This window comes from Chitinophaga parva (assembly GCF_003071345.1).
Lineage (GTDB): Bacteria > Bacteroidota > Bacteroidia > Chitinophagales > Chitinophagaceae > Chitinophaga > Chitinophaga parva.
Genome location: NZ_QCYK01000001.1, coordinates 2,193,197 through 2,213,948, shown reverse-complemented (window position 1 = coordinate 2,213,948; position 20,752 = coordinate 2,193,197). Strand labels below are relative to the sequence as shown.

General features: G+C 52.4%; 18 protein-coding genes. 8 read left to right on the top strand and 10 right to left on the bottom strand.

All coding sequences use genetic code 11. From position 1 onward, the window contains the following. Positions 1–127: 127 nt before the first annotated feature. The 3 genes from pnp to DCC81_RS09235 form a co-directional block, all read right to left on the bottom strand. Complete coding sequence (gene pnp / locus DCC81_RS09245; RefSeq protein ID WP_108686246.1) at positions 128–2,506, bottom strand: polyribonucleotide nucleotidyltransferase; 2,379 nt, start codon at positions 2,504–2,506, stop codon at positions 128–130. A gap of 86 nt (positions 2,507–2,592) precedes the next feature. Then, the gene (gene rpsO, locus DCC81_RS09240) at positions 2,593–2,865 is read right to left on the bottom strand and encodes a 30S ribosomal protein S15 (protein ID WP_108686245.1); all 273 of its coding nucleotides are present in this window, start codon (positions 2,863–2,865) and stop codon (positions 2,593–2,595) included. A 190-nt stretch (positions 2,866–3,055) separates the two neighbouring features. Beyond that, entirely contained in the window at positions 3,056–3,751 is a 696-nt protein-coding gene (locus DCC81_RS09235; protein WP_108686244.1) for a cell division ATP-binding protein FtsE, read from the bottom strand. Positions 3,752–3,913: 162 nt separating this feature from the next. Between DCC81_RS09235 and DCC81_RS09230 the strand changes: the two genes are divergently transcribed. The 3 genes from DCC81_RS09230 to DCC81_RS09220 are packed head-to-tail and all read left to right on the top strand — an operon-like array spanning position 3,914 to position 6,584. Further along, entirely contained in the window at positions 3,914–4,291 is a 378-nt protein-coding gene (locus tag DCC81_RS09230) for a BlaI/MecI/CopY family transcriptional regulator (RefSeq protein ID WP_108686243.1), read from the top strand. A 4-nt stretch (positions 4,292–4,295) separates the two neighbouring features. Continuing rightward, positions 4,296–5,102 carry a hypothetical protein gene (locus DCC81_RS09225; RefSeq protein ID WP_133177618.1) on the top strand — a complete coding sequence of 269 codons (807 nt, stop codon included), beginning with the start codon at positions 4,296–4,298 and terminating at the stop codon, positions 5,100–5,102. 12 nt (positions 5,103–5,114) lie between these two features. Further along, positions 5,115–6,584 (top strand): M56 family metallopeptidase, encoded by a 1,470-nt coding sequence (locus DCC81_RS09220; protein ID WP_108686241.1) that lies wholly within the window; start codon positions 5,115–5,117, stop codon positions 6,582–6,584. 215 nt (positions 6,585–6,799) lie between these two features. On the opposite strand, the gene DCC81_RS09215 is transcribed toward DCC81_RS09220, so the two are convergent. Then, a complete protein-coding gene (locus DCC81_RS09215) occupies positions 6,800–7,978 on the bottom strand; it encodes an AIR synthase related protein (RefSeq protein ID WP_108686240.1) in 1,179 nt (392 codons plus the stop codon). Between the two features lie 170 nt (positions 7,979–8,148). On the opposite strand from DCC81_RS09215, the gene DCC81_RS09210 reads away from it, so the two are divergent. Continuing rightward, complete coding sequence (locus DCC81_RS09210) at positions 8,149–9,087, top strand: bifunctional riboflavin kinase/FAD synthetase (protein ID WP_108686239.1); 939 nt, start codon at positions 8,149–8,151, stop codon at positions 9,085–9,087. Positions 9,088–9,159: 72 nt separating this feature from the next. Here DCC81_RS09210 and holA read toward each other — a convergent pair whose 3' ends face one another. Both holA and DCC81_RS09200 read right to left on the bottom strand, forming a co-directional pair. Then, positions 9,160–10,155 (bottom strand): DNA polymerase III subunit delta, encoded by a 996-nt coding sequence (holA, locus tag DCC81_RS09205; protein WP_108686238.1) that lies wholly within the window; start codon positions 10,153–10,155, stop codon positions 9,160–9,162. Between the two features lie 16 nt (positions 10,156–10,171). Next, positions 10,172–10,780, bottom strand: coding sequence for a ribonuclease H-like domain-containing protein (locus DCC81_RS09200; RefSeq protein WP_240612937.1), 609 nt, complete (start codon positions 10,778–10,780; stop codon positions 10,172–10,174). A 350-nt stretch (positions 10,781–11,130) separates the two neighbouring features. Between DCC81_RS09200 and DCC81_RS09195 the strand changes: the two genes are divergently transcribed. Together DCC81_RS09195 and DCC81_RS09190 are read left to right on the top strand one after the other, a co-directional pair. Next, entirely contained in the window at positions 11,131–11,970 is an 840-nt protein-coding gene (locus DCC81_RS09195; protein ID WP_133177617.1) for a coiled-coil domain-containing protein, read from the top strand. A 335-nt stretch (positions 11,971–12,305) separates the two neighbouring features. After that, a complete protein-coding gene (locus tag DCC81_RS09190; RefSeq protein ID WP_165806509.1) occupies positions 12,306–12,707 on the top strand; it encodes a response regulator in 402 nt (133 codons plus the stop codon). A gap of 355 nt (positions 12,708–13,062) precedes the next feature. Here DCC81_RS09190 and DCC81_RS09185 read toward each other — a convergent pair whose 3' ends face one another. Then, on the bottom strand, positions 13,063–14,688 hold the full coding sequence (locus tag DCC81_RS09185; protein WP_108686234.1) for an ABC-F family ATP-binding cassette domain-containing protein: 1,626 nt from the start codon (positions 14,686–14,688) through the stop codon (positions 13,063–13,065). Positions 14,689–14,859: 171 nt separating this feature from the next. Between DCC81_RS09185 and DCC81_RS09180 the strand changes: the two genes are divergently transcribed. Both DCC81_RS09180 and murI read left to right on the top strand, forming a co-directional pair. After that, complete coding sequence (locus tag DCC81_RS09180; protein ID WP_108686233.1) at positions 14,860–15,516, top strand: carbonic anhydrase; 657 nt, start codon at positions 14,860–14,862, stop codon at positions 15,514–15,516. A 50-nt stretch (positions 15,517–15,566) separates the two neighbouring features. Then, positions 15,567–16,388 (top strand): glutamate racemase, encoded by an 822-nt coding sequence (gene murI / locus DCC81_RS09175; protein WP_108686232.1) that lies wholly within the window; start codon positions 15,567–15,569, stop codon positions 16,386–16,388. On the opposite strand, the gene DCC81_RS09170 is transcribed toward murI, so the two are convergent. The 3 genes from DCC81_RS09170 to DCC81_RS09160 all read right to left on the bottom strand — a co-directional run bounded on the left by DCC81_RS09170 (position 16,385) and on the right by DCC81_RS09160 (position 20,736). Then, complete coding sequence (locus tag DCC81_RS09170) at positions 16,385–17,737, bottom strand: Gfo/Idh/MocA family protein (protein ID WP_108686231.1); 1,353 nt, start codon at positions 17,735–17,737, stop codon at positions 16,385–16,387. The two genes, murI and DCC81_RS09170, sit on opposite strands and share 4 nt — an antisense overlap. Positions 17,738–17,958: 221 nt before the next feature. Beyond that, positions 17,959–18,723 (bottom strand): succinate dehydrogenase/fumarate reductase iron-sulfur subunit, encoded by a 765-nt coding sequence (locus DCC81_RS09165; protein ID WP_108686230.1) that lies wholly within the window; start codon positions 18,721–18,723, stop codon positions 17,959–17,961. Positions 18,724–18,762: 39 nt separating this feature from the next. Next, a complete protein-coding gene (locus DCC81_RS09160) occupies positions 18,763–20,736 on the bottom strand; it encodes a fumarate reductase/succinate dehydrogenase flavoprotein subunit (RefSeq protein ID WP_108686229.1) in 1,974 nt (657 codons plus the stop codon). Positions 20,737–20,752: the final 16 nt, after the last annotated feature.

Below are 20,752 nucleotides of genomic sequence, written 5' to 3'. Positions count from 1 at the left end.
ACCCGAAGGCCTCGCTGGTGTTGCCGGCGGGGCTTTTTATTCCCCAAGCTGATGTCATTTAAAACAAAAAGCCCGCTGGCATAACACCAGCGGGCTTTTTCATTATACTCAAATACGCTTAAATCTCCTATTCATCAAAGCTCGGGCTGTCAAACACCGGACCACTGTCCTGTGTAGTGTCAGACGGGCGGTTGAAACGATCTTCGCGGGGGCCACGGTCTTCACGCGGACCACGATCGCCACGGTCACGGAAACCACGGTCATCACGTCCACCCCGGTCATCACGACGGCCACCACGGTCGTCACGACCACGGCCACGGTCATCGCGACGGTCACCACGTCCACCGCGGTCACCCCGGTCTTCACGCTCTTCGCGCTCTACATAACCTTCCGGCTTGGGCAGCAACACCTTGCGGCTCAGTTTGAACTTGCCGGTCTTGGGATCGGTGCCTACCAGTTTTACCTTGATCACGTCCCCTTCATTCAGTACGCCTTCCAGGTCATCCAGGCGTTTCCAGCTCACTTCGGAGATATGCAGCAGGCCTTGTTTGCCTGGCATGAACTCTACGAAGGCGCCGTAAGGCATGATCGATTTCACGGTAGCTTCGTAGGTTTCGCCTACTTCCGGTACAGCTACGATGCCCTTGATCCAGGCCATCGCTTTCTGCAGTCCTTCTGCCTGGGCAGAGAACACGCTTACTTCGCCGGTTTCGCCCACTTCTTCGATATTGATGGTAGTACCGGTGGTACGCTGGATCTCCTGGATGATCTTGCCACCCGGGCCGATCACCGCACCAATGAACTCGCGGTCGATGATCAGTTTTTCCATGCGTGGTGCATGCGGTTTCGGTTCGGGGCGGGCTTCGCTAATGCAGGCATACATCTGTTCAATGATGTGCAGGCGGCCGCGCTTAGCCTGTGCCAGTGCTGCGCGCATTACGTCCATGCTCAGGCCATCTACTTTGATATCCATCTGGATACCGCAGATGCCATCGCGGGTACCGGTTACTTTAAAGTCCATATCACCCAGGTGGTCTTCATCACCCAGGATGTCTGTCAACACGGCCCATTTACCATCGCTGGCGCGTGCAATGAGGCCCATGGCCACACCGCTCACGTGCTTGGGAATGGGAACGCCTGCGTCCATCAATGCCAGGGAACCTGCGCACACGGTAGCCATAGAGGATGAACCGTTGGACTCCAGGATATCAGATACGACGCGCACGGTGTAGGCGTAATCGTTACCGGGCATCATCTGCTTCAGGGAGCGCATTGCCAGGTTACCGTGGCCCACCTCACGACGGCCGGGGCCGCGCATGGGCTTCACTTCGCCGGTAGAGAAGGGCGGGAAGTTGTAGTGGAGGATAAATTTGGAATAAGCGGACGTAGCGGCGCTTTCGATCAGCAGCTCGTCGTCGTTTGTACCCAGGGTCACCGTGGTGAGGGACTGGGTTTCACCGCGGGTGAAGAGGGCTGCACCGTGGGGAGAAGGCAGGTAATCCACCTCCATAGCCAGGGGGCGCACCTGGTCCAGGGAACGGCCGTCCAGACGAACGTTATCATCCAGGATCATGTTGCGTACCACTTCTTTTTCCAGGTCGTGCAGGTATTCCTTTACGAGGGGCTGGTCTTCTTCCGGCAGTTCTTCGCCCAGGAAGGTTTTCAGCTCATCACCGATCTTGGAGAAAGCATCGCTGCGGTCATGTTTGCTGAGCGCAGATTTTGCTACCTGGTAGATCTTATCCTTTGCAAAAGCCTCGATCTTGGCTTTCAGTTCTTCGTTCTTGTGGGGTGCTTCGATAGCGCGTTTGGCCGGGCTGCCGATCAGGGCGTGAAGCTCCTGCTGGGCTTTTACCTGTATGCGGATAGCGGCGTGTGCAGCCTCGATCGCGGTGATCAGGTCTTCTTCCTGGCATTGCTTGCTTTCGCCTTCCACCATCATGATGTTCTTTTCAGTAGCACCAATGATGAAGTCCATGTCGGCGGTAGCCAGCTGGCTGCGGGAAGGGTTGATCACGTATTGACCGTCAATGCGGGCCACGCGTACCTCGGAGATGATCTCCTGGATGGGCACGTCAGACACGGCCAGGGCAGCAGAGGCAGCCAGGCAGGCCAGGGCGTCCGGCATCACTTCCGGATCGGAAGAGATGAGGGTAACCAGTACCTGTACTTCGCAGAGATAATCATCGGGGAAAAGCGGGCGCAGTGCGCGGTCTATCAAACGGGAAATCAGTACTTCGTAGTCGGAAAGGCGGCCTTCACGCTTGAAAAAAGAGCCGGGAATACGGCCAGCGGAAGCAAACTTTTCCGTGTAGTCCACCGTGAGGGGGAAGAAGGATTGACCTGGTTTCGGCTCCTTTGCCGCTACCACGGTAGCCAGCAGGATGGCGTTGCCTAAGCGAACAGTCACAGCTCCATCGGCCTGGCGGGCTAACTTGCCAGTTTCGATAGTCACTATACGACCGTCTCCTATATCGAATTTAACGGAAACAGGTGTCAGATTCATAAAATTTGGGAAATTAAAATGGTCTACATAAAAAAACTATTCCCAACCTGGAACAGTTGGGAATAGCGCTATACTTCGAGTATTGATTACTTTCTGATACCTAATTTCTCGATCAGGGCACGGTAGCCTTGCAGGTTAGTTCTGGACAGGTAAGAGAGCAGACGCTTGCGCTGACCTACCATTTTCATCAGACCACGGTTAGTAGAGAAATCCTTTTTGTTTTGTTTCAGGTGACCGGAGATGCTGGTGATACGCTCGGTCAACAAAGCGATCTGCGCTTCTATAGAGCCGGTGTTCTTCTCGCTACCGCCGAATTCTTTAAAAATATTAGCTTTCTTTTCAACAGTTAAATAAGACATCTTGGAAATAAATGAATTTTATTAAGTCGGTATTTTACCGTGCAAAAGTAGGATAATATTTCCAAACACCAAAAACCAATACAAATTACCGGCAGAACCGGCCAGAACCGCCATCCACAAGCCTTTTCACCATATACTGGCATACAGGCAGTTGTATTGTTACATTATATATAAACGATATACATAATCATCAGGAGAAGTTCACCGCGGCATTGTCTATCACCTGCCCGTTCTCCGTGCGCAGCACCCGGCTGGGGAACTTCTGCAGCACAATATAGTCATGAGTGGCCATTACAATAGCGGTATCATCTTCCCGGCAAATGCGGAACAACAGCTGCATAATCCCGTCGGAGGTTTCAGGGTCCAGGTTACCGGTGGGCTCATCCGCCAGGATCAGCTTCGGGGAGTTGAGCATGGCACGGGCAATATCCACACGCTGCTGCTCTCCACCGGAAAGCTCATACGGCATCTTAAAACCCTTGGTGCCCAGGCCTACCTTATCCAGCACGTCATGGATCTTGTCTTCCATCTCCTTGTTGCTCTCCCAACCCGTGGCCTTGAGGGCAAACTTCAGGTTGTCGTGCACATTGCGGTCATTGAGCAACTGGAAATCCTGGAACACCACACCCAGGTTGCGGCGCAGGTAAGGCACTTTCTTCCAGTCCATCTTTTTCAGGTCAAAACCCACCACCTGGCCGGCACCCTCCCTGAAAGGCAGGTCGCCATACAGGGTTTTCAGCAGGCTGGACTTGCCAGTGCCGGTTTTGCCGATCAGATAAACGAACTCTCCCTTGTTTACAGCGATGTTCACATCTGACAGGATCAGGGACTGGCCCTGGTAAATATTGGCATTGGACAATTGTATAATGGGCTGGTCTGCTATCATCTTTAGGCTTTTAGCTGTGGGAAACAAAAATAATTGTTTCAACCCCAATTTTTGAAAAACTAAAAAAATAGTTTTTCAACTAAGAAATTAGTTTATATTTGAGTCGCAATCTTCCAGGGTTATTTTATCGCGGCCCGGGAGAAGCAACACAAAACAATTTTCATGAAAACACTTACCAAGGCTGAAGAGCAGATCATGCAGGCTTTATGGAAAACGGGCCCCTCCTTTGTCAAAGACCTGATAGACGAGCTGCCCGAGCCCAAGCCGCATTACAACACGGTATCCACCCTGATCAAGATCCTGGTTGAAAAAGGATTCGTGGATTTTAAATCCTTTGGCAAATCGCACCAGTACTTTCCCCTGGTAAGCAAGGAAAGCTACACCAGTAAGACCATGAAGCAGTTTGTAAAAGGCTATTTCAACGGGAGCTTCAGTAACATGGTGTCTTTCTTCGTAAAGGAAAAAGACCTGGACGTAAAGGAACTGGAGCAACTGCTGCAGCAGATCAAGGAACACCGGGAAGGCGATAAAAAAGAATAGCACCATGCGTTACGCGGCTCTCCTTATTATGATCACCGCGCTGCTGGGAGGCTGCGCAAAACCGGCCTACCAGTATAACCGGGAAGGCATGGTGGTGAACAGCCAGCGGGCCTATTATGTGAATGAGCCACTTTGGCTGGTACTATCCATGCCCGGCGACTTTCACTACCAGCCGGCAGATACCGGAAAGGGCGTACAGGTAGGCTACAGCAGGCCGGAAGACAAAGCCGTGCTGCGGCAGCTGGGTATTGCCCCGGAAAAGGCCACTATCCTCTACAATGCCACACCGGTGAAGCCACCTTACTATCACCTGGTGGCGCTGTTGCACCACGATAGCAGCGGGCTTTCAAAAGGGATGGCCCGCAAATACACCCACGCGGCCCCCTCCTACTGGTACCGCAAGGTGGAATATAAAAAACGGGAGATCTACCAGGCCCTGCTCCCCTACCGCGACGGGGCCATCTCCCTGGTATACTACGCAGCGCGGCAAAATGATTGCCATTACTGCGATATCGAAAACATCGCCACGTTCAATTACAACTGGCTGGTAAAAAACGCTGGTGGTGGCAGTGACTCCACCTTGCGGGAAGTAGCCCTGGAAGTGCCGTCAGACAGCCTTTCTGCCAAAGAGATGGGGGTAATGCTGGTACACCGGCTGGACAACAGCGGCAAGGTGAACTACCAAACCTTTGTGCCAATGGCCGCGGGTGAGCACCGCTTCAACATGAGCCTTCAAAAAGGGCTTTACCGATTCAGCTACATGGACCGCCAACAGCATATCCGCTGGTCCAGGCAAATGCACGTAGATTAAAAACGAAGCATCATGACACCTTTGATCTTTTATTTGCTGAAACAAGCCGCCATTGCAGGCCTTTGCCTTGCTTACTATGGCCTGGCGCTGCGCAACAAAGCCCAACACCGGCGCAGCCGCTGGTTCCTGGCGGGTAGCGTGATGGCAGCTATCCTGCTACCACTGGTACCGGTATACTGGCCGGCATCACAGGAAGGTGGTCTTACACTACCAGTGGCCATGCAGGCCATCCTGCTGCCCACCGTGCAGGTAGGCGCTCCGCAAAGCGCTGCCAGTGTGTCCCTGCTGCGTTTTGAAACATTGTACGCCGGCATTGCCCTGGTACTATTGCTGCGGGTGGGCTACAATTGCTGGCGCCTGTGGCGGTTACGGCAGCAAAGTCAATTAAGCAGGGATAACGAGGTCATACTTGCCCGCAATGCCAATGTAGGCCTGCCTTTCTCATTCTTTAACGTGGTGTTCTGGAACACGGCCATGCCCACCGGGAGTGACGCCGGATCGCAGATCCTGCAGCATGAAATGGTACATGTGCGCCAGCGCCACTCACTGGATAAACTGCTGCTGGAGCTGGTTTGCGCCTGCTGCTGGATCAACCCGTTCTTTTATTTGTACCGCCGGGAAATGGCGCTGGTACACGAGTTCCTGGCCGACGAAGGCGCCGCACATGACAAAGCGCATTACGCGGAAACCATTCTCCACACGGTATTCCAGCCGGCATGGGCACTGACCAACAGCTTCTTTCATCCGCCCATACAACGCCGTATTCAAATGCTTTTTTCCAAACCCACTAAAATTTCATTTATGAAAAAACTCGCCCTCCTTCCGCTGGGATTGGCCCTCGCAGCCGTGATGAGCTGCCAGCAGCAAAGCGATACGTCGCCCCGTATCCCCCCGCCCCCGCCACCGCCCGCTAACCCGGCCGACCAGCTGAAAAACATCACTTGGGATGACCTCAACAAAATCCCGGCAGACCGCCTGGAGTCGATGAATGTACTGCCACATGATTCCATCATTGTCGCCCTGAAAGATGGCACACGGTACCTGTGCATGCATCACCACGACAAGGTTGAGTTCAAGTCCGGTGATAACAAAGAGGTATTTACGGTCGTAGAAAATCCGCCTACCTTCCCGGGTGGAGAGAATGCGCTGAACAATTTCCTGAGTAAAAACATAAAGTACCCTAACGCGGCGGTTGATCAAAACCGCGAGGGCACTGTGTTTGTGCAGTTTATAGTAGACCAGGATGGCCACATCCGTGATGCCAAAATTGTAGGCAATCCCCACCCTGATCTGGACGAGGAAGCGCTGCGCGTAGTAAACATGATGCCCGTCTGGAATGCCGGTACACAGGCTGGCAAAAAAGTGTCGGTGCAGTTTAACTTACCGGTGCGCTTCACACTCGGCAAGAAAGTGGCCGCAGAACAGGCTTTCTTTGCTTTGCCCTGGCTGGAAACGGCCACCAGGCAGCCCACCGGCTGCTAATCGAAGTGTAATAGATGTACACGAAGACGTTGCCCTGGGGGCAGCGTTTTTGTGTTGAGGAAAGTGCCATTGTTTGTGGAAAAAGGCGATGGCAGCATCTCCTGGCGGCAATGATGCGGTTATGCAAATAGTTTGTTCCCTGTTTTTACTTCATCACCCCACATAAAAAAGCGGACCGCTTGCAGGCGATCCGCTTTTTCTATTGGACCAAATACTTAATGATAAATGAACGTCCCCGCCGGTGCCTTCACCGTTACCTGTTTGGTTGCCGCCGCTTCCACGCGTCCCACGATCTGTGCGTCGATGTTAAAGCTCTTGGAAATAGCAATAATATCCGCCGCAATCTCTTCCGGCACATAGATCTCCATGCGGTGGCCCATGTTAAATACCTGGTACATCTCCTTCCAGTCCGTGCCGGATTGCTCCTGGATCAGCTGGAACAGGGGCGGAATGGGAAACAGGTTATCCTTGATCACGTGCAGCCTGTCAATGAAGTGCAGCACCTTGGTCTGGGCACCACCGCTGCAATGCACCATGCCGTGCACTTTAACGCGGAACTGCTCCAACACTTTTTTGATCACGGGTGCATAGGTGCGCGTGGGAGACAATACCAGCTTGCCGGCATCCACCTGGCCAAAGCCGGGCACCTCTACCTTGTCCGTCAGGGATTTGCTGCCGCTGAACACCAGGTGGGCGGGAATGCCGGGGTCAAAGCTTTCGGGATATTTTGCCGCTACGGATTTATTGAATACATCGTGGCGGGCGGAGGTAAGGCCATTGCTGCCCATGCCGCCATTGTAGGCTGTTTCATAAGATGCCTGGCCGTAAGAGGCAAGGCCTACCACCACGTCGCCGGCCTGGATGCGATCATTGGAGATCACTTCGGCGCGGGGCATGCGGCAGGTCACGGTGCTGTCTACGATGATGGTGCGTACCAGGTCGCCCACATCGGCCGTCTCGCCACCGGTGGAGTGGATGGAAATGCCGTGCTGGCGCAGCGCTGCGAGAATTTCTTCTGTTCCGTTGATGATGGCGGCGATCACTTCACCGGGCACCAGGTGCTTATTGCGGCCAATGGTGGACGACAGCAGGATATTTTCCGTAGCGCCCACGCAAAGAAGGTCGTCAAGGTTCATGATGATAGCGTCCTGGGCAATGCCTTTCCATACGCTGATGTCGCCCGTCTCTTTCCAGTATGTATAGGCCAGGCTGGATTTGGTGCCGGCGCCATCCGCATGCATGATGTTGCAGTAGGCGGCATCGCCACCCAGCACATCGGGCACTATTTTGCAGAAGGCTTTGGGGAATAATCCTTTATCGATGTTTTTGATGGCATTGTGCACATCTTCTTTACCCGCAGACACCCCGCGCTGGTTGTACAGATTCTGATCCATAGACGTTAATCGTTAATGGTTAATCGTTAAAGGTTAATGATTAACCGTGTTCTTCTCCCACGACTAACTGCTAACAATTAACCAATCACCTTTTTAGGAGGGACAAAATTAACAGATTCTGCCCAAAACCTTTAGATTTGCCCATCGTTTTGTACAGGATCAGATAAATTATGCAGGTTCACCGGGATTTGGGGCAATTGCCTGACTTTCATCGCGCAGTTATTACTATCGGCACTTTTGACGGGGTGCATACGGGCCACCGTTTTATTTTACAACAGCTGGAAGTGGCTGCCAGGGCCTGTAACGGCGAGAAAGTGATCATCACCTTTGACCCGCATCCCCGGGAGGTGCTGCGCCCACAGGACCGGCCCATCCACATCCTGACCACCCTTCCCGAAAAGATAGCCCTGCTGGAGCAGTGCGGTATAGACCACCTGGTGGTAGTGCCCTTCACGCCTGCCTTTGCGGCTATGAGCGCCAGCGATTATATCTCGGATTTTCTCATTGCAAAATTTCACCCCCACACCATCATCATCGGTTACGACCACCGTTTTGGGCACAACCGCGAGGGTGGCCTGGAGCTGCTGGAACGCGAACAGGCCCGCTATGGCTACCAGCTCCTGGAGATCCCACAGCAGGTGGTACACGACCTGACCGTAAGCTCTACCAAGATCCGTAGCAGTCTTGAATCCGGTGACATAGCGCTGGCTGACGAACTGCTGGGCTACCCCTACTTCCTCAGTGGCACGGTGATGCATGGCGATAAAATGGGCCGCCAGCTGGGCTATCCTACGGCCAACCTGCAGGTGACAGACAGCCGCAAACTCATTCCTTCAGAAGGCATTTATGCCATCCGCGTACAGCTGGCCCATGAAACCCAGTGGCGCAATGGCGTGATGAGCATTGGCACCCGGCCCACGTTCAACGGTTCAGACCTCCGCCTGGAAGCGCACCTCTTTGATTTCAACGGCGACCTGTATGACCAGGTAATCACCCTGCAGTTCATTGCTTACCTGCGAGGCAACCAGAAGTTCAATGACGTGAACGAGCTGATTGCACAGATGGATAAGGACTCCGCAACAGCAAAAGAAATATTAGCTGCTTTATAAGCATTACTGCATAAAAAAATCCGGCAAGCGAATACGTTTGCCGGATTTTTTGTGTTGACGCATTGCGTGCAGCTAAAACATTATTTTAAAAAGCAACTCTTTCATCAGTTCCCCATCCTCTACGCCACTGTCATTGATCCCGATGCTGCGCAGGTTATAATTGTGCAGCAGCAGAATGGCGCGCTCACTGCCTTCCGGGCCATAGGCACGGGCCGCAGCAGTGTAGTCCTTTACGAAGAAAGGATGCACACTGAGGGCGGAGGCGATCTCTTTTTCGCCGCCTTTTACACCAAAGATCATGTTCACTTTGGCAAAGAAATTATAGAGTGCGGGGATCACCATCTGGATAGGGCCCGCTTTGGGATTGGCGGCAAAGTATTTTACAATGCGCATTACCCTGGCACTGTCTTTCTGGCCCACCGCATTCTGCAGTTCAAATACGTTGTACTCTTTGCTGATGCCTACGTATTTTTCAATGTCTGCCTCGTCTATCTTTTTGCCTTCGGGCAGGTTTACCAGCAGCTTATCTATTTCGTTGGCAATGCGGGAAAGGTCGTTGCCAATGTGGTCTACCAGCATAAGGCAGGCCTTCTGGGAAATGGCCAGTCCGCGGCCGCGGGTATAGGCCTCTACCCAGTTGGGCAGCTGGTTGTCGTACATCTTTTTGGTGGTGAGCATGACGCCCTTCTCCTTGATGAGTTTTGACAACTTGCTGCGGCCATCGATCTTGCCTTGTTTATGCGCCACTACAAACACCGTGCTGGCCAGGGGGTTTTCAATATAGGCTTCCAGCTTCAGGAGGTCGCGCATGCCCTGCGCTTCTTTGAGGATCACCACCTGGCGCTCTGCAAACATCGGGTAGCGGCGGCATGCGTTCACCACAGCGCTCCAGTCTGCATCCTTGCCATAGAGCACCGTGAGGTTAAAACCTTTCTCTGCTTCGTCCAGCAGTTTATCTTCCGCATAACCGGTCACCTGGTCAATGAAGAAATCCTCTTCCCCTTCCAGCCAGTAGAGCGGCTTAAATTTTTTATTCTTCCATTCCTGGATAATATCGGTGTATTCCATAGATCGTTGTTGTTACTCAGGCCAGCACCACGTCTTCCGGTGCCATGAGCGGCAGGCATTTAAAGCGGAGCAGCAGCTGGGCTACGGCTACCACGTCTTTCTGACAATAGTCTGCAATGCGCTGGAGGTTACGTTCTTCCCAGTACACTTTGGCCACCATGCTGCCGTCTATGTCATCTTTGGGCGTAGGGATGTCCAGGATGGCGGTAAGCAGGCGCAGGGAAGTATAATTTTTAAAGTCGCCGAAGCGCCAGAGCTGCATCGTATCCAGCATGGGCAGTTCCCAGGGCTTGAAGCCGTGGAGCTGCAGGGCCTGTGGCAAAGCACATTGCAGTACTACGCTGCGGCGGCAAATGTAAGGAATATCAAATTCCTTGATATTGTGCCCGGCAAACTGGAAACGGGGAAACCTTATATGAAATTTTTGTACCAATTGTAAAAAATCATGGAGCAAAGCCGCTTCATCGTCACTGAAGAAGGATTTCACACGCAATTGATAACGACCGTTTTCTGCATGGAAAAAACCTACCGAAATGCACACTATTTTACCAAATTCAGCAAAGATCCCGGCCCTGTCAGCGTATGTTTCAGCCCAATCGGTTGAATCTGGCAAAGTTTTTGTCATTTTGTCCATCCATAGTGACTGCAACGGCTCCGGGACCTGGGAAAAGTCTTTATATGCAGGGGTCGTTTCTATGTCTAACAGGAGTAATTGATCTAACGCAACGTTTTGCAGCATCCTGGGAAATAATTTTAGGAATTGTTAGGAAATTACGCGCAGAACGCATTTTATTTGCATTATCTTTTTTAACCATACAACAAACATAAAACGAATCATTTATGACAGAAAACACGTTTAATGCGCCCGCGCCCGGACCTTCTTCTAATTCTGGCGGGCCTGAAAAACCTAAAAGCAATAAAAACGGCATTATTTACGGTGTTCTGATCGCACTGTTGCTGGGTACCTGGATTTACATGTTATATGATAAGCATAACTCCAATACAGTGATCACCGAGAAGACCACGCAGATAGATTCTATCTCTTCTTCCCGCGACGCACTGCAGCAGGAATATAACGCCGCCAATGCGCGCCTGGATGACCTGATCTCCCAAAACAGCCGCATGGACAGCCTGGTGAAAACCAAAGATAAGGAAGTGAATGATATGAAAGCACGTATCCAGAGCATCCTGTCTAACAAGAACGCCACGGCTGCACAGCTGAAAGAAGCGCAGGAACTGATCAACAAACTGAAAGCAAACATTGAAGATTACCAGGCCACCATTGAACGCCTGGAAGGTGAAAAAGTAGCCCTGACCGGTGAAAGGGATGTAGCCCGCAAACAGCGCGATTCTGTAGGCGTAGTGAAAGACTCCCTGAGCAAAGTAACCGAAGTAGGTTCCGTGCTGCATGCTTCCAACATCAAGATGACACCCATCAACCTGAAGAAAGGCGGCAAGGAAGTAGAAACTTCCAAGGCAAAACGTGCTGACCTGATGCGCGTAAGCTTTGACCTGGACAACCGTATTGCTACCAGCGGTCCGAAAGACATCTACGTAGCCATCACGGCTCCTGACGGTACGCCCCTGGCAGTAGAAGCCCTGGGCAGCGGCCGCTTCACCCTGCAGGACGGCACTGAAAAACTTTACACTGCCAAGACCACCATCGACTATGTATCTGGTACTACCAAAGAAGGTCATGTAGATTGGAAACAAAATTCCGACTTCAAACCGGGCGAGTACAAGGTAGATATTTATAACATGGGCTACCTCATCGGCAGTGGCAATGTGACCTTGAAAAAAGGCGGTTTGTTCTAAACAAACACCCCGTCTAACGTATTCATATAGAAGGCGAAATCTGAACGGTTTCGCCTTTTTCAATCGTTAACAGGTTGTAAATTTTGTTAAATATTGGTTATTGATAAAAATATATATATAAAATAAAATAAAATTAACTTTCTTTGCCCATCATTTATACGGAAAGTGGAAGGGCGCGCTAAAGCGATTCAGTGATAGAGCTTGCAGAAAGGGCCATAACTGAACTGTACACCTAGCAAAGCAAGAAGAGATGAGGGAAGATTAACCCAGTTTTGCTTAAATGAAGACCATATTAAAAACCAGCATTAATGTTGCCGCTCCTAAATTTAACAAGTATGGAAGATACGCACAAGCTCGTGTACGTAGTTGATGATGATGAGATCTTTCATTTCATTATCAAGAAAATGATGGGTCAACAGTTCGGGCAGGTCTCTGTTACTTCTTTCTTGTCTGCAGAAGACGCCCTGGAAACCCTCATTGCCCCCGTGGGCGAGGATTCCCTGCCATCCCTCATTATCCTGGACATGAATATGCAGCGCATGAGCGGTTGGGATTTCCTGGACGCCTACCGTGATATCAAGACCAACATTCCCAAACAAATACCCATCGTGATGTGCTCATCTTCCATCGATATGCGTGACATGCAGAAGGTGCAAACCATCCCGGAGCTTACCGCTTACATTACCAAACCGCTGGACAAAACGAAGTTGAAGGTGCTGGAAGATTATCTTTGCTAGAAAATGTACAACGTACAGCGTACAACGTACAGCGTACTTTGACGAATGCCGTTAAATGTTTCTTACGGATACCATCTGAAAAATATTGAAGATTGTTATGACCAACATAGCAGCGCCGCAGGCTCACTACCTGCGGCGCTTTTTTTGTTATCATATCCATAAAACCCTTATGGGTACTGTATTCCAGCGCCCTGCTATTGGCCGCAGGATATAAAAAACCACGGACAACTGCTGCTGCCCGTGGCTATGTAAAATACCAAATGTAATAATCGACTTGCTGTGCCTGAACATTGTATACGCAGGTTGTATGCTGCATTTGTACGTTGTACGTTGTACGCTGTACGTTGTACAATTTCTATGCGTACATCTCTGCTCTCAGCGTTTTCACGCGCTCGTCCGCCAGGTATTCATCGAAGGTCATGAGGCGATCGATGATGCCTTTGGGCGTAAGCTCAATGATGCGGTTGGCCACAGATTGCATGAAAGTGTGGTCATGCGTGGTGAAGAGCACAATGCCTTTGTAGTTGATCATACTTTCGTTGAAAGACTGGATAGATTCCAGGTCCAGGTGGTTGGTGGGCTCGTCGAGCACCAGCACGTTGGGGTCCTGCAGCATCATGCGGGAGATCATGCAGCGCACTTTCTCACCACCACTCAGCACGGAGGTCTTTTTCATGATCTCATCGCCACTGAAAAGCATCTTACCCAGGAAACCGCGCAGGAAAGGCTCATCCACGTCGGTGATGTGGGGCGGTACAAACTGGCGCAGCCAGTCCATCAGGTTCAGGCTGTTCTGGAAGTACTGGGAGTTATCGTTGGGCAGGTATGCATTGGTAACGGTGGTCCCCCATTCAAACTTACCGCTGTCTGCCTGGGCCGCGCCATTGATGATCTCAAAGAAAGTGGTGATGGCCAGGTGCTCGCGGGACAGGAAAGCGATCTTATCGCCCTTATTCACGGAGAAGGTCACGTCGGCAAACAACTTGTTGCCATCCACGCTCTTTTCCAGTTTTTCCACGTTGAGGATCTGGTTACCAACTTCGCGCTGCTGGCGGAAGATGATGCCGGGATATTTACGGTTGGAAGGCTGGATATCTTCGATAACCAGTTTTTCCAGGGCTTTCTTACGGGAGGTGGCCTGCTTGCTCTTGGAAGCATTTGCAGAGAAGCGCGCGATAAAGTCCATGAGGTCTTTACGCTTGTCTTCCATTTTCTTGTTCTTATCCGCGATCTGGCGGGCCATCAGCTGGGACGATTCGTACCAGAAGGAGTAGTTACCGGTAAAGATCTGGATCTTGGCGCGGTCTACGTCTGCCACGTGGGTACATACCGCATCGAGGAAGTGACGGTCGTGCGATACCACGATCACGATATTTTCATAATCGGCCAGGAAGTTTTCCAGCCAGCCGATGGTTTCCACGTCCAGGTCGTTCGTCGGTTCGTCCAGTACCAGGATGTCGGGGTTGCCGAAGATGGCCTGGGCCAGCAGCACGCGTACCTTGAGGTTGCCGCTGATATCGCGCATCAGGGTGCCGTGCAGTTCTTCTTTCACGCCGAGGTCAGACAGCATGGAGGCTGCATCGCTTTCCGCGGTGTAACCACCCATTTCACCGTATTCCGCTTCCAGCTCACCGGCGCGCATACCGTCTTCTTCGGTAAAATCGGCCTTGGCATAGATCGTATCACGCTCCTGGGCAATTTCCCAGAGTTTCTTGTTGCCCATCATCACGGCATTAAGCACGGTCACGTCATCAAACGCAAAGTGGTTCTGTGACAGCACGCTCATACGCTCACCGGGCGTGATCTCCACCGAACCCTTGTTTGGCTCGATCTCACCGGATAATATTTTCAGGAAAGTGGACTTACCGGCGCCATTGGCACCGATGACACCATAACAATTGCCCTTGGTAAAATTCAGGTTAACTTCATCAAACAACACTCTTTTGCCGTAAGACAGAGAAACATTTTTAACGCTGATCATGCTCTAATAAATGGATTTGAAGCCGCAAAAGTACGAATTAATTGCCAGTTTGCCACCGGCCGCTGATTGTTAAACTAGCGTTAAGGGAATGCTCCCCCGCCAGCGGGAAATTACAGGTTTCAAAAATTGGGCTTTGGGCTTTACCTTTACGCCATCCTCAAACGACAACCCATGACCAAATACGAACAGATCTTTGAACATAACCGCCGGTGGATAGCCGAACAAAAGGCAGGCGACCAGCACTATTTTGAGCATTTGGCCAGTGGCCAGCAGCCGGACTACCTGTACATAGGCTGCGCAGACAGCCGGGTACCTACCAATGAGATCATGGGCCTGGGCGCCGGCGAGGTGTTTGTACACCGTAATATTGCCAACCTGGTGGTAAATGCAGACCTGAACGTAATGTCCGTGATCAATTATGCAGTGCGCCACCTGGGCGTAAAGCACATCGTGGTGTGCGGCCACTACCAGTGCGGGGGCGTAAAGGCTGCCATGCAAAGCGAAGACCTCGGCATCCTCAATCCCTGGCTGCGCAATATCCGCGACGTATACCGCCTGCACAAGGAAGAACTGAACAGCATTGAAGATGAAGGCGCCCGCTATGACCGCCTGGTGGAACTGAACGTACAGGAACAGTGCATTAACGTGATCAAAACTGCCGCGGTACAACAATCCTACATTAAAAATGGCTATCCCACCGTGCACGGCTGGGTGTTTGATATCCGCAATGGTGAACTGAAAGACCTGAAGATCGATTTCGAGCATATCCTGCACGAGATACAGGAGATCTACGACCTTACCGGTCACGGAGTGAAATTCTTCAAGTAGCCGTTGCCTGATTTGTTTTTTTGGAAATTGAACCTTGGAAATTGCCTTATATGACAGGACCTATCGGCGTGTTTGACTCCGGCTACGGGGGGCTTACCGTGCTGAAAGAGATCGTAGCTGCCCTGCCGCAGTACGACTACCTTTACCTGGGTGACAATGCGCGCGCGCCATACGGCAACCGCGGCTTCGACGTGATCCATGAATATACGCTGGAATGCGTGCAGTACCTGTTTTCCCAGGGATGCCCCCTGGTGATCCTGGCCTGCAACACCGCGTCTGCCAAGGCTTTACGCACCATCCAGCAAAAGGATCTTCCTTACATGGATGATCCTACCCGGCGGGTGCTGGGCGTGATCCGGCCTACCTCCGAAATAGTGGGCACCCTTACCCAAACCGGTAAGGTGGGTATACTGGCTACCAATGGTACGGTGAATTCCCATTCTTACCCGATAGAGATCAACAAGTTTTTCCCGGACGTGACCGTGTACCAGGAGGCGTGCCCCCTGTGGGTACCCATCATTGAAAACAATGAGCACGAGGGCCCCGGCGCAGATTACTTTGTACAAAAGCACCTGAATAATATCCTGGACCATGATGCCAACATTGACACCCTGATCCTGGGCTGTACGCACTACCCGCTGCTGATGCACAAGATCAGGAAGTACCTGCCGGGCGGCATTACCGTGATCTCCCAGGGCAAGATCGTGGCGCACAGCCTCATAGACTACCTGCACCGGCACCCGGAAATGGAGCGGCGCCTGAGCAAGGAGCAATCACGCGCCTTCCTCACCACGGATGACCCGGGGATCTTTGAAAAGATGGCAAACATCTTTTATGGTGAAGCGGTGATGTGCGGGAAGGTGGAATTTTAAATCACCTTCATTTTATCTGCATCCCATTTGATCTCCTTTCTTTCAAAATAACTCTGGTTTGTTAAAATGGCCGGGCCGGCGGCTCTCAGCCCAAACGTGGCGTCTTCCACCACCTGCTTGCCCGTGCGCACGGACGCGAAGAAATTCTTAAAGTGATCCAACCGGTCGTCATAGCCTTCCGGCACGGTAAACATCTCTGTGACTGGTGCAGGCCTTGCCTGGTCTGCCGCACTGTAGGTTTTATTGTATTGCTGGATGTAGGCCGCCTGTTGTTCCTTGGTAAAGGTGTTAAATGAATCCCAGCCGCCATAACCGGGCGCTTTAGGCAAGCCACGTTTTTGCAGGCGCACGCCGTTGTAGGTAAGCTCCAAAGCCCCTTCGGAGCCAATGAGGCGGGTGGACTCCCCTCCTCCTCCACCGTCTGCAAAATTTACACGCAGGGTAAGCTGGAATGTAGGATGTTCGGGCGTTTCAGGGTATTCAAAGATAGCGGTGATCACATCGGGCACATCGCGGCCATCTTTCCAATAAGATAAATTACCGCTGGCAAAAATGCGGCTGGGCCCCTTGGCGCCGGTGATCACGTGCAGGCCGGAAATGAGGTGCACAAAGAGATCGCCGGGAATGCCGGTACCATAGGCCTGGTAATTGCGCCAGCGGAAAAAGCGCTTGGGGTCCCAGGGCAGCTTGGCCGTGTCTTTCAGATAAGTATCCCAATCCACGGTGCCGGGCGATGCGTCTGTGGGAATCGAATATTGCCAGGCCCCCAGGGCATCGTGGCGGTCTATGTGTGCCTCTACGATATTGAGCTGGCCGATACTTCCTTTTCTATAGTATTCCTGCGCCTTGGCAAAGGCCACACTGCTCACGCGCTGGCTGCCCACCTGGAAAATGGCCTTGGTGCGGCGCTGGGCCTCAATAACCTGGTGGCCTTCGGCAATCTGCTGTACCATAGGCTTTTCGCAATACACGGCCTTCCCCGCTTCCATGGCGGCAATGGAGATGGTATCGTGCCAGAAGTCAGGGGTGGCAATGATCACCGCGTCTATATCCTTGCGGGCCAGGAGTTCCCGGTAATCCCGGGTGGTAAAGAGATGGGGGCCATACAATTCTTTGGCGTGGGCCAGGTGACCGTCGTACAGGTCTGCCACGCCAGCCAGTTCTACACCGGGTACCTGGAGGGCGCAGGCTACATCGCCAAAGCCCATGATCCCCATACCGATGCAGCCAATGCGGATGGTGTCGTTAGCAGAAAATGGTTTGGTAAAAGCGGCCAGAGGGCCGGTGCCCAGGAGAATGGCCGCGCCGCCTGCCTGGCGGATAAAGGTCCTGCGGGATTGGGTAGACATGATGGATCCGTTTTTACGTGGAATAATAACGTTAATGGCCACTTGTTAAAAATGATGCGGCGGTTAATTATCAAACCGGTATTTCTAACAAATTATAACAGAAAATAAGGAATTATTCTGGTTGGGGCAAATATGAAGGAGGAATGGTGATACCGGAAAACAAAAAGGCCCGCGCACGGAGCGCAGGCCTTTTACCTTCTCTATTTAGAACAGTTACATGCTTATTTGGTGCTGGACAGGCCGGCGCCGAGGAACTCGCGGTTCAGGCGGGCAATGTTGGTCAGGGAGATCTCCTTGGGGCACTCTGCTTCGCAGGCACCGGTGTTGGTGCAGGAGCCAAAGCCTTCTTTATCCATCTGGGCTACCATGTTCAGTGCACGGGTCTCTCTTTCCGGGTGTCCCTGGGGCAGCAATGCCAGCTGGGAAACCTTGGCAGAAACAAAGAGCATTGCGGAAGCATTCTTACAAGCTGCCACGCACGCGCCGCAACCAATGCAGGCTGCCGCTGCAAAAGCAGCATCTGCCTTTTCCTTATCCACGGGGATGGTGTTTGCGTCTACCGCGTTACCGGTATTCACAGAAATGAAGCCACCTGCCTGGATGATGCGGTCAAACGCGCTGCGGTCTACGGTGAGGTCCTTCACCACCGGGAAAGCGCCTGCCCTCCAGGGTTCTACGGTGATGGTATCGCCGTCTTTGAAAGCACGCATGTGCAGCTGGCAGGTAGTGGTGCCGGCCCAGGGACCATGTGCACGGCCGTTGATATGCATAGAACAGGCACCGCAAATACCTTCGCGGCAGTCATGATCAAAAGCGATGGGCTCTTTGCCTTCGTTGATCAGGCGCTCGTTCAGTACGTCAAACATTTCGAGGAAAGACATTTCAGAAGAAATACCAGGTACCTGGTAGGTTTCAAAACCGCCTTTGTCGTTTGTGTTTTTCTGTCTCCAAACCTTAAGGTTCAGGTTCATGTTATAGTGTTCCATTGTTCAAATGGTTTGTAGTAGTGATAAAAAGCTCCCTTCTTACTTGTAGTTACGCTGGGTGGGTTTGCATTCCACAAACTCCAGCTCTTCCTTGTGCAGTTCATACTGGCTGTCGCCTTTGTACTCCCAGGCAGATACATAGGAAAAGTTTGCGTCATCGCGTTTTGCTTCCCCGTCTTCTGTTTGGGACTCTTCGCGGAAGTGGCCACCGCAGGATTCGCGGCGGTTCAGCGCATCAAGGCACATCAGTTCACCCAGTTCCAGGAAGTCCGCTACGCGGCCGGCTTTTTCCAGTTCGGGGTTAAATTCATTGGCAGTACCGGGGATGCGCACATCTTTCCAGAACTCCTTGCGCAGCTGCTGGATCTCAGTGATGGCTTGTTTCAGGCCGGCTTCGTTGCGGGCCATACCGCATTTTTCCCACATGATCTTGCCCAGCTGTTTGTGGAAATGATCCACAGACTTGGTGCCCTTGATGTTCATCAGGGTGCTGATGGTATTTTGCACCGCTTTCTCTGCGGCTTCAAATGCAGGGTGTGTGGTGGGGATCGCCTTGGTGGAGATATCGTCCGCCAGGTTGTTACCCAGGGTGTAAGGAATTACGAAGTAGCCGTCTGCCAGGCCTTGCATGAGGGCGGAGGCCCCCAGGCGGTTAGCACCGTGGTCGGAAAAGTTGGCTTCACCGAGGGCGTACAGGCCGGGAACGGTGGTCTGCAGTTCGTAGTCTACCCAGAGACCGCCCATGGTGTAGTGTACCGCGGGATAAATGCGCATAGGCACTTTGTACGGGTCTTCACCGGTGATCTTGGCATACATGTCGAACAGGTTGCCGTATTTCTCTACCACGACTTCCACACCCAGTTTATAGATGGTGTCTGCGTCTGCGTCGTGGATACCGCGTTTGCCGGCTTCAATGTGGCCGTAGCGGTTAAAAGCTTCTGCAAAATCCAGGTATACGGCATGTTTGGAAGAGCCTACACCGTAACCGGCATCACATCTTTCCTTGGCGGCGCGGGAGGCCACGTCGCGGGGCACCAGGTTACCGAAGGCCGGGTAGCGGCGCTCCAGGTAATAGTCTCTTTCTTCTTCAGGAATTTCGTTGGGCTTGCGGTTGTCGTTTTTCTTCTTGGGCACCCAGATGCGGCCGTCGTTACGGAGCGATTCAGACATGAGCGTGAGCTTGGACTGGTGGTCGCCGGAAACGGGGATACAGGTGGGATGGATCTGCGTGAAGCAGGGGTTACCGAAGTAGGCGCCCTGCTTGTGGGCTTTCCAGGCTGCGGTTACGTTAGAGCCCATGGCATTGGTAGACAGGTAGAACACGTTGCCGTAGCCACCGGAGCAGATCAGCACTGCGTGGCCAAAGTGGCGTTCCAGCTTACCGCTGATCAGGTCACGGGCAATGATGCCGCGGGCCTTGCCATCGATCTTCACGACTTCCAGCATTTCGTGGCGGGAGAACATCTCTACGTTGCCCAGGGATACCTGGCGCTGCAGGGCGGAATAAGCGCCCAGGAGCAGCTGCTGGCCGGTTTGGCCGGCGGCGTAGAAAGTACGTTGTACCTGTGTACCCCCAAAAGAGCGGTTGCTCAGCAGGCCGCCATATTCGCGGGCAAAGGGAACACCCTGTGCCACGCACTGGTCAATGATATTGGCGCTCACTTCTGCCAGGCGGTGTACGTTGGCTTCGCGGGCGCGGTAGTCGCCACCTTTTACGGTGTCGTAGAATAAACGGAATACAGAGTCACCATCATTCTGGTAATTCTTGGCGGCATTGATACCGCCCTGCGCTGCAATGCTGTGTGCACGGCGGGCGCTATCCTGGAAGCAGAATGCTTTTACTTTATACCCCAGCTCACCGAGAGCGGCTGCTGCGGAGGCGCCGGCCAGGCCGGTACCGATAACGATCACTTCGAGCTTACGCTTGTTAGCCGGGTTTACCAGCTTGCAGTGACCCTTATAATCGCTCCATTTATCGTTTAATGAACCGGCAGGTATTTTTGCGTTCATCATAATATCCTTGCTTTAC

Excerpts from the sequence above, each read along its gene's own strand:
- pnp (WP_108686246.1), bottom strand. The coding sequence starts at position 2,506 with ATGAATCTGACACCTGTTTCCGTTAAATTCGATATAGGAGACGGTCGT.
- rpsO (WP_108686245.1), bottom strand. The coding sequence starts at position 2,865 with ATGTCTTATTTAACTGTTGAAAAGAAAGCTAATATTTTTAAAGAATTC.
- DCC81_RS09235 (WP_108686244.1), bottom strand. The coding sequence starts at position 3,751 with ATGATAGCAGACCAGCCCATTATACAATTGTCCAATGCCAATATTTAC.
- DCC81_RS09230 (WP_108686243.1), top strand. The coding sequence starts at position 3,914 with ATGAAAACACTTACCAAGGCTGAAGAGCAGATCATGCAGGCTTTATGG.
- DCC81_RS09225 (WP_133177618.1), top strand. The coding sequence starts at position 4,296 with ATGCGTTACGCGGCTCTCCTTATTATGATCACCGCGCTGCTGGGAGGC.
- DCC81_RS09220 (WP_108686241.1), top strand. The coding sequence starts at position 5,115 with ATGACACCTTTGATCTTTTATTTGCTGAAACAAGCCGCCATTGCAGGC.
- DCC81_RS09215 (WP_108686240.1), bottom strand. The coding sequence starts at position 7,978 with ATGGATCAGAATCTGTACAACCAGCGCGGGGTGTCTGCGGGTAAAGAA.
- DCC81_RS09210 (WP_108686239.1), top strand. The coding sequence starts at position 8,149 with ATGCAGGTTCACCGGGATTTGGGGCAATTGCCTGACTTTCATCGCGCA.
- holA (WP_108686238.1), bottom strand. The coding sequence starts at position 10,155 with ATGGAATACACCGATATTATCCAGGAATGGAAGAATAAAAAATTTAAG.
- DCC81_RS09200 (WP_240612937.1), bottom strand. The coding sequence starts at position 10,780 with ATGACAAAAACTTTGCCAGATTCAACCGATTGGGCTGAAACATACGCT.
- DCC81_RS09195 (WP_133177617.1), top strand. The coding sequence starts at position 11,131 with ATGTTATATGATAAGCATAACTCCAATACAGTGATCACCGAGAAGACC.
- DCC81_RS09190 (WP_165806509.1), top strand. The coding sequence starts at position 12,306 with ATGGAAGATACGCACAAGCTCGTGTACGTAGTTGATGATGATGAGATC.
- DCC81_RS09185 (WP_108686234.1), bottom strand. The coding sequence starts at position 14,688 with ATGATCAGCGTTAAAAATGTTTCTCTGTCTTACGGCAAAAGAGTGTTG.
- DCC81_RS09180 (WP_108686233.1), top strand. The coding sequence starts at position 14,860 with ATGACCAAATACGAACAGATCTTTGAACATAACCGCCGGTGGATAGCC.
- murI (WP_108686232.1), top strand. The coding sequence starts at position 15,567 with ATGACAGGACCTATCGGCGTGTTTGACTCCGGCTACGGGGGGCTTACC.
- DCC81_RS09170 (WP_108686231.1), bottom strand. The coding sequence starts at position 17,737 with ATGTCTACCCAATCCCGCAGGACCTTTATCCGCCAGGCAGGCGGCGCG.
- DCC81_RS09165 (WP_108686230.1), bottom strand. The coding sequence starts at position 18,723 with ATGGAACACTATAACATGAACCTGAACCTTAAGGTTTGGAGACAGAAA.
- DCC81_RS09160 (WP_108686229.1), bottom strand. The coding sequence starts at position 20,736 with ATGATGAACGCAAAAATACCTGCCGGTTCATTAAACGATAAATGGAGC.